This window comes from Profundibacter sp., assembly GCF_056498605.1.
Window position 1 is genome coordinate 1 of sequence record NZ_JBSMEZ010000132.1, and the last position, 7,217, is coordinate 7,217.

9 protein-coding genes are annotated in these 7,217 nt (G+C 55.9%); 5 read left to right on the forward strand and 4 right to left on the reverse strand.

Going from position 1 to position 7,217, the window contains the following annotated elements; translation table 11 throughout:
- On the reverse strand, positions 1-322 hold a 322-nt coding region (locus ACWB12_RS13150), incomplete at its 3' end, for an N-acetyltransferase family protein (protein ID WP_479530548.1).
- A gap of 199 nt (positions 323-521) precedes the next feature.
- Here ACWB12_RS13150 and ACWB12_RS13155 point away from each other — a divergent pair.
- Entirely contained in the window at positions 522-833 is a 312-nt protein-coding gene (locus ACWB12_RS13155) for a hypothetical protein (RefSeq protein ID WP_479530549.1), read from the forward strand.
- Positions 834-837: 4 nt separating this feature from the next.
- Here ACWB12_RS13155 and ACWB12_RS13160 read toward each other — a convergent pair whose 3' ends face one another.
- The gene (locus tag ACWB12_RS13160) at positions 838-1,677 is read right to left on the reverse strand and encodes an AAA family ATPase (RefSeq protein ID WP_479530550.1); all 840 of its coding nucleotides are present in this window, start codon (positions 1,675-1,677) and stop codon (positions 838-840) included.
- Positions 1,678-1,861: 184 nt separating this feature from the next.
- Here ACWB12_RS13160 and dksA point away from each other — a divergent pair, with 184 nt between their 5' ends.
- From dksA to ACWB12_RS13175, 3 genes are all read left to right on the forward strand, one after another.
- Positions 1,862-2,284 (forward strand): RNA polymerase-binding protein DksA, encoded by a 423-nt coding sequence (dksA, locus tag ACWB12_RS13165; protein WP_479530556.1) that lies wholly within the window; start codon positions 1,862-1,864, stop codon positions 2,282-2,284.
- 96 nt (positions 2,285-2,380) lie between these two features.
- Positions 2,381-3,556: an FAD-dependent monooxygenase gene (locus ACWB12_RS13170; RefSeq protein WP_479530551.1), complete on the forward strand. Its 1,176-nt coding sequence runs from the start codon at positions 2,381-2,383 to the stop codon at positions 3,554-3,556.
- A gap of 12 nt (positions 3,557-3,568) precedes the next feature.
- Positions 3,569-3,874 (forward strand): hypothetical protein, encoded by a 306-nt coding sequence (locus tag ACWB12_RS13175; protein WP_479530552.1) that lies wholly within the window; start codon positions 3,569-3,571, stop codon positions 3,872-3,874.
- Between the two features lie 10 nt (positions 3,875-3,884).
- On the opposite strand, the gene ACWB12_RS13180 is transcribed toward ACWB12_RS13175, so the two are convergent.
- Together ACWB12_RS13180 and ACWB12_RS13185 are read right to left on the reverse strand one after the other, a co-directional pair.
- On the reverse strand, positions 3,885-5,927 hold the full coding sequence (locus tag ACWB12_RS13180; protein WP_479530553.1) for an oxidoreductase: 2,043 nt from the start codon (positions 5,925-5,927) through the stop codon (positions 3,885-3,887).
- Positions 5,928-6,133: 206 nt separating this feature from the next.
- Entirely contained in the window at positions 6,134-6,835 is a 702-nt protein-coding gene (locus ACWB12_RS13185) for a winged helix-turn-helix transcriptional regulator (RefSeq protein ID WP_479530554.1), read from the reverse strand.
- A gap of 150 nt (positions 6,836-6,985) precedes the next feature.
- Here ACWB12_RS13185 and ACWB12_RS13190 point away from each other — a divergent pair.
- Positions 6,986-7,217, forward strand: a 232-nt coding sequence (locus ACWB12_RS13190; RefSeq protein WP_479530555.1) for a hypothetical protein, incomplete at its 3' end; no start/stop codon positions are given.

The following is a 7,217-nucleotide window of genomic DNA, read 5'->3' on the forward strand; positions in this document are numbered from 1 at the left end:
CATTGATCAGGGCACGGCCCACACCACGGCCACGCACATCAGGGTCGGCGTATAAGTCCTGAAGGTAACAGGTGTTTTCGATTTTCCAGCCGTGGCGGTGAAACTGGTAATGCGTCAGCCCGACCAACCTGCCTTCCAGTTCGGCGACCAGCCCGTTAAAATCTTGCGGATCATCCCCCAATAGGCGGGCAAATGTGCTGATGTATATTTCCTCGGGCACCGTGGTTTCATAATACTCCAGATAGGCGCACCAAAGGCGGCGCCATTCGGCTTCGTCCTGCGCGGTTAGCGGACGGATGATCAGGTCTGGCTGGCTGGACATTGTGGTTATTTGCCTTTTTCGTATTAATTTAGCCGTTGTAGTGGGTGAAAGGGGACTATGCCTAGGGAAATATAGAAAAACAATACGTAGCGGCACATGATATTGACTGTCCTTGAAGTTGGCCTGCCGACCCCCTACATTGACGTCATGTGATTTTCCGAGGACGCCGGACAGTCACACCATTGTTTGGAGAGAACAGATGTTGAAATTATCAGCTGTGAGTGTGGCATTCTTTGCCATGGCTGCAAGTGGTGCGTCCGCCTGTGTGGGGTATGACGGCCCATCCGATACCTTTACCAGCACATGCGAAAACGAGGTATTTGTCCAATACCGCACCGTTGGGGGGGGCTGTTATACCACAGACCTTGGCGCGTTTTCCCTAAAACCCGGGGCCTCAAAGGCCGATCCGCTGTTGTCCGAGGCATGTGGTTCCACAACCAACTGGCGTGTGGACTGGGCATGGTGCGATCAGGCCGATTATGATGCAGGCACCTGCAAGCCTAAATTTTAGCGCCTTACCGCTGGCCGCGCGCCATAAACGCCAACCGTTCAAATAAATGCACATCCTGCTCGTTTTTCAGCAGGGCGCCGTGCAGTTTGGGCAACGCATTCGCCCCGTCGCGTTTCAAATCTTCGGCTGATAAGTCCTCGGCCAGCAGCAGTTTCAACCAGTCCAGCACCTCGCTGGTTGATGGCTTTTTCTTTAGGCCAGACGTTTCGCGCAGCTCGTAAAACTGGGTCAGTGCCGTGGTCAGCAGCGCGTCTTTGATCCCGGGGTGATGCACCTCGACGATTTTGCGCATGGTGTCCATGTCGGGAAACCGGATGTAGTGGAAAAAACAGCGGCGCAGGAATGCGTCGGGCAGTTCCTTTTCGTTGTTCGAGGTGATGATCACGATCGGGCGGATATCGGCCCGCACCACTTGACCAGTTTCGTAAACATGAAATTCCATCTTATCCAGCTCTTGCAGCAGGTCATTGGGGAATTCGATGTCGGCCTTGTCAATTTCATCAATCAACAGCACAGTTTTTTGCGTCGCCTCGAACGCCTGCCACAGCTTGCCTTTGCGGATGTAGTTGGCCACATCGTGCACTTTTTCCTCGCCCAGCTGGCTGTCACGCAGCCGGCTGACAGCGTCATATTCATACAGACCCTGTTGCGCACGGGTGGTGGATTTTATGTGCCATTCAATCATCGGCAGCCCTAAAGAATCGGCAATCTGGCGTGCCAGTTCGGTTTTGCCTGTGCCTGGCTCGCCCTTGACCAGCAAGGGGCGCTCCAGCGTGACGGCGGCGTTTACCGCGACGGTCAGATCATCGGTGGCAACATATGTATCGGTCGATGTAAATTTCATTGTGTTTGCTTGGGCCTGTCTGGTTTGGTTCATGTATTACCTACCCGTTCGTTCACTTTGTATCAAGCAGGTGAGAATGGGGCGTGACAATGGTGCGGGATTGGAATAGATGAGCCACAGGTGAGGGTACCGGAGGTCAAATATGCGTGATGCGACGGCTGAAGGATTGCAAGAGGGAGCAGGTATGAAAGCCGAAATTTTCTTGCCCGATGATTATAGTCCAGCAGAAGACGAGCCGTTCATGAACGACCGTCAGTTGGAGTATTTCCGGCGCAAATTAACCGCGTGGAAAGATGATATTGTTTCAGATGGCAAAGACACCATCGAACAACTTCAGGATGGCACGCGCAACATCCCCGATGACGCGGATCGCGCATCCGAGGAAACCGACCGTGCGCTGGAATTGCGCACACGGGACCGTCAACGCAAGCTGGTCAGCAAAATTGATCAGGCTTTGCGGCGGATTGACGAGGGCGAATTTGGTTACTGTTCCAAAACCGGCGAACCGATTTCGCTGAAGCGTTTGGATGCACGCCCGATCGCCACTATGTCGCTAGAGGCACAAGAACGCCACGAGCGGCGCGAAAAAGTGCACCGCAACGACTAAACATAGGTGTAGATCAACGACTATGGTTGTGAACTAGAATACTTAAGGCATCGGAGCAGTTTCGCTTCGGTGCCTTTTTGATTTTGGAGTGTTTGGATGGCCTTGGATGGACAAAAGATTTGTGTGCTGGGTGCCGGGATTGGTGGGCTGGCGGCGGCCACCGCACTGGCACAGCGCGGTGCCAAGGTGACGGTTCTGGAGCAGGCCGAGGCAATAACCGAGGTGGGCGCGGGTCTACAGATCGGGCCAAACGGGTTTGCGGTGATGCGCGCACTGGGGGCGGGCGATGCATTGGCCGCCTGTTCGGTTCGTGCGCAGGGGGTTCAATTGTTGAACGGTGCCAACAGTCAGCCGGTGTTCGGGCTGGATTTCCAGCGGTTCGCCGCAGATCAGGAATATTATTTCGTGCATCGCGCCGATCTGGTCAATGTGCTGGCCGAAGCGGCCCGCGCGGCGGGGGTGAAAATCCGCCTGCTGCAACAGGTTCAGGATGTGACGCTGACCAATGCTGGTGCAAAGGTGCATATGACGCATGGCGAGGTGATAAAACCCAAACTGCTGATCGGCGCGGACGGGCTGCATTCAAATGTGCGGGTGGCCCTGAACGGGGTGCGCAAGCCGTTTTTCACCCGCCAAGTGGCGTGGCGCACTGTGTTACCGGCTGTCGGGGGGGAACCACCCGTGGCCAAGGTATTCATGGGGGCAGGGCGGCATCTGGTGATCTATCCACTGCAGGGCGGCACCATGCTGAACATCGTGGCGGTTCAGGAGCGTGATGAATGGGCTGCCGAGGGGTGGAACTTTGAAGATGACCCTGACAACCTGCGCAGCGCATTCGTCGATTTTGGAGCTGAAGTTCAATCGCTATTGGCGCGGGTTCAGAAGGTATATTTATGGGGCCTGTTCCGCCATCCGGTGGCTGAACATTGGCACAAGGGGCGCGTGGCGATCCTTGGCGATGCAGCGCACCCGACCTTGCCGTTTATGGCGCAAGGGGCGGTGATGGCGCTAGAAGATGCGTGGGTTCTGGGGGATGCTTTGGACAAGGCTGACAGTGTTGAAGCGGGGCTTGCTGCCTATCAGAGCCGCCGCCATGCGCGGGCCAGCAAAGTGATAGAGGCCGCCAGCAAAAACGCACGTAATTACCACCTGTCATTTGGCCCTGTTCGGTTTGCAGCACATACGGCGTTGCGGTTGGGTAGTCGGCTTGCACCTTCACTGGCGATGAAGAAATTTGACTGGATTTACGGGCATGATGTAACCAAGCCCTAGGGAGTGCGTGATATGTCGGATGCAGAAGCGGAATACATCAAGGTTGGGACAGGAGTTCCGAATAGCGTGCAAAGCCAGATGTTTGGCAAACCGTGTTTCAAGATTGGCGGCAAGGCGTTTTGCAGTTTTTTCCAAGAGGCGATGGTGTTTAAATTGCAGGGCGAAACCCATACCCGCGCATTGGCCCTGAAGGGGGCCATCCTGTTTGACCCGTCTGGCAAAGGTCGTGCCATGCGCGAATGGGTTCAGGTGCCGATGGAGCACAAGGCGTTATGGACTGAGTTCGCCACAGCAGCTTGCGATTATGTATCAGGGTAAGCACCCTTGGTTATATATCCTTTACCAACCGCAACGCGTCATAAATGGCGGCATGGGTGTTGCGGGCCGAAACCGCATCGCCGATGCGAAATAGCTGGAACGCCCCGTCCTTGTTGCGGGTGATCGTTTGTGGCTGCCCTTTGATCAGGGCATCATGGTCCACAGCACCCCCGTTGCGGCAGGCTGGTTTCAGATCGAAATACAGATCATCCAGCGGCAGGGTGCCGTAATTCAGCACGATCTGGTCGTATTGCTTTTCATAGGAATGGTCACTGTAATCGGTGCCGATCATGGCGGTCAGTTGGTTGCCGTCGCGTTTTACCCCTAGCAGGCGGCGGGTGACGGTGAAGGTCACGTCTTTGTCTTGCAGGCTGCGCATGTAGGGCACCAGATTCATCGCCATGATGTCTGGGGCAAAGGTGCGATCAGGGGTGATGATTTCGACGTGTGAGCCGGATTGGGCCGCGATCTCGGCGGCTTGCAGGGCAGGGTGGTCGCCGGCCTCATCATAGATCAGCACATTTTCGGCAGGTTTCACATCGCCCGAAATGATATCCCACGAGCTGACAACATCCACCTGATCTGCCCCCTCAAACAGCTCGGTGTTGGGCATGCCGCCGGTGGCAATGATCACCACATCGGGGGCAAGCGCCGCCACGTCATCGGCCTCGGCCCATGTATTGAATCGGAATTCCACGTCGCGGGCCGCGCATTGGGCCATGCGCCAGTCAATGATACCGATCATTTCCTTGCGGCGTGGACTGCGGGCGGTCAGGCGCACCTGACCCCCGGGGTCAGCGGCGGCCTCGAACACGGTCACATCATGGCCGCGTTCAGCCGCCACACGTGCGGCTTCCAGACCCGCGGGGCCAGCGCCGACAATGATGATTTTCTTCTTGTCCGCAGCCACCGGAATGTCATGCGGCATGGTCAGTTCGCGGCCCGTGGCGGCGTTGTGAATGCACAGGGCATCGCCTGCCTGATAAATCCGGTCCAGACAATAGGTCGCGCCAACGCAAGGCCGGATATCAACCTCGCGCCCTTCGATGATTTTGCGCACGATATGCGGATCGGCCATATGGGCGCGGGTCATGCCGACCATATCCAGCAGGCCCGAGGCGATGGCATGGCGGGCCGTGGCCACATCGGGGATTTTAGCGGCGTGAAAGGTTGGCATGCCGGTGGCCTTTTTGACCGCGCCAGCGAAGTCCAAATGCGGCGCGCTTGGCATGCCCTGCACCGGGATCACATCAGTCATGGCGGGGTCGGTGTGGATGCGCCCCTTGATCACGTTCAGGAAATCCACTTGGCCAGTTGCGGCCAGCCGTTTGGAAATCTCCAGCCCCTCGGTCGCCGTAATGCCACCCTTTTGCGCCTCGTCCGCCGTATAACGCAGCCCGACGATGAATTCCTTGCCCACCCGCTTGCGAATGGCGCTGATCACATCCATCGGAAACCGCATCCTGTTTTCCAATGTATCGGCCCCGTATGGGCCTGTCAGATCATTGGTAAGGGGTGACCAGAACTGATCTAACAGGTGGCCGTAAACCTGCAATTCGATGCCGTCCATGCCACCGGCCTGCATCCGTTCAGCGGCATCGGCGAAATCAGTGATGATGCGGGTGATGTCCCAATCCTCGATCAGTTTGGGGAATGCACGGTGGGCCGGTTCGCGGTGTTTGGAGGACGACACTGAAGGCAGCCAGTCGCCCTTGTTCCACGTCGTGCGCCGCCCCAGATGGGTCAGCTGAATCATCACCGCACAGCCATGCTCGTGGCAGGCGTCGGTCAGGTTCTGGATCCACGGTACCACCTCGTCTTTATAGGCCAGAATGTTGTTGAACACCGGCGGGCTGTCCTTGGACACGGCAGCGGAACCGGCAGTCATCGCCAAAGCAACACCGGCCTTGGCGCGTTCGGCGTGGTAGGCGGCATAGCGTTCCTTGGGCATGCCGTCTTCGGGGTAGGCGGGCTCGTGGCTCGTTGTCATGATCCGGTTTTTCAGGGTCAGGTGCTTTAGCTGATATGGGCTGAGAAGTGGATCGCTGGACATTGGTGGCCTCCCTTTTGAGGGAGCTTAAGGGTGCACGGGTTTCGTGCAAGCCATTTTGCGACAGTTCGATTGGGAAAATGTATGTATTGGGGCAAGATGACAAACGGTCGATGGCTGCTCTGAGCCCAAATTGCCGATTTTCTGCTGCGCAGCGAATGTCGGCTTTCGACCAACAGTTAGGGATTAAGGCTGGACAAGAAAAATCATCAAGCCGAAGAAGCAGGTCTGACCCCAACAAGTGGAGACTGCGCCATCCAGTCCTGCGCTGTATTTATCAGATGCCTCGGCCCATCCAAATAGATGGTTTTGTCATCAACCGCCGCCTGCAAACCCACATTCCCCAACCAAAGCGCAATCAAATTTGCGAGCGTTGCCGTGAGGTAGACATCAACCTCATGACCCGGGTCCTCGGGGCATAGGTCGACCGCATCTCCATTTGCAATCACCCACCATGAATTGAGAACAGTACGGTCGGATATTTGCACAAGGATCACGGTTTCCCCGTCCGGCAAGCTTTCTGTATTCAAAGTTCGATGAAAATCCCACATGAACCCGCCAACATCACAATCCTGCGCCGCGATACTGCGTTTGCGCCACCGCATACCCCAGACGGCCATGTTTTCGACGATGGGTCCAAGTTCGCGACCAGAGCGCGTAAGCTTATATTCAGTAGCCTGTCCGGTTGGCGCAGCCTTTCGAATGATGATCTCGGCCGCCTCCAGCGTTTTCAGCCGTTTGCTCAGGATCGAGGGAGACATCCGAGGGATCGCCTTTTGAAATCGGCCGAAACGCGTGGTTCCTAGAAACATCTCCCGTAGCAATAGTAGGGTCCATTTGTCCCCCAATATGTCTGCGGATGCCATTGCTGGGCAAAGGCTACCTGATGCGTTCGTCGTTTTATTGCTCATTTGATAAGCATACTGCGTCGAAGGGCTGCATGACTACTACGGATTTTGTAGTGGTTTAGTACAGAATACGAAGTATCTCCGAGCGCTCCATCCACTCATCATGATGCCAAGCCTGTTTTTCGGGTGATTTCGCATTGAAAGGAGTTCGCCATGGGCCGCTCAATTACATTCATTTACGGCGTCGCCGCCTACGTCATTTTTCTGGTGACGTTCCTGTATTCCATTGGGTTCGTTGGCAATATTCTGGTGCCAAAGTCCATTGATTCCGGCGTGCAAGGACCAATCATAGGTTCTCTCATTATCAATCTAGCGTTGCTTTGCGTCTTTGCGCTTCAGCACAGCATCATGGCGCGTCCTGCTTTCAAACGCATCTGGACAAAAA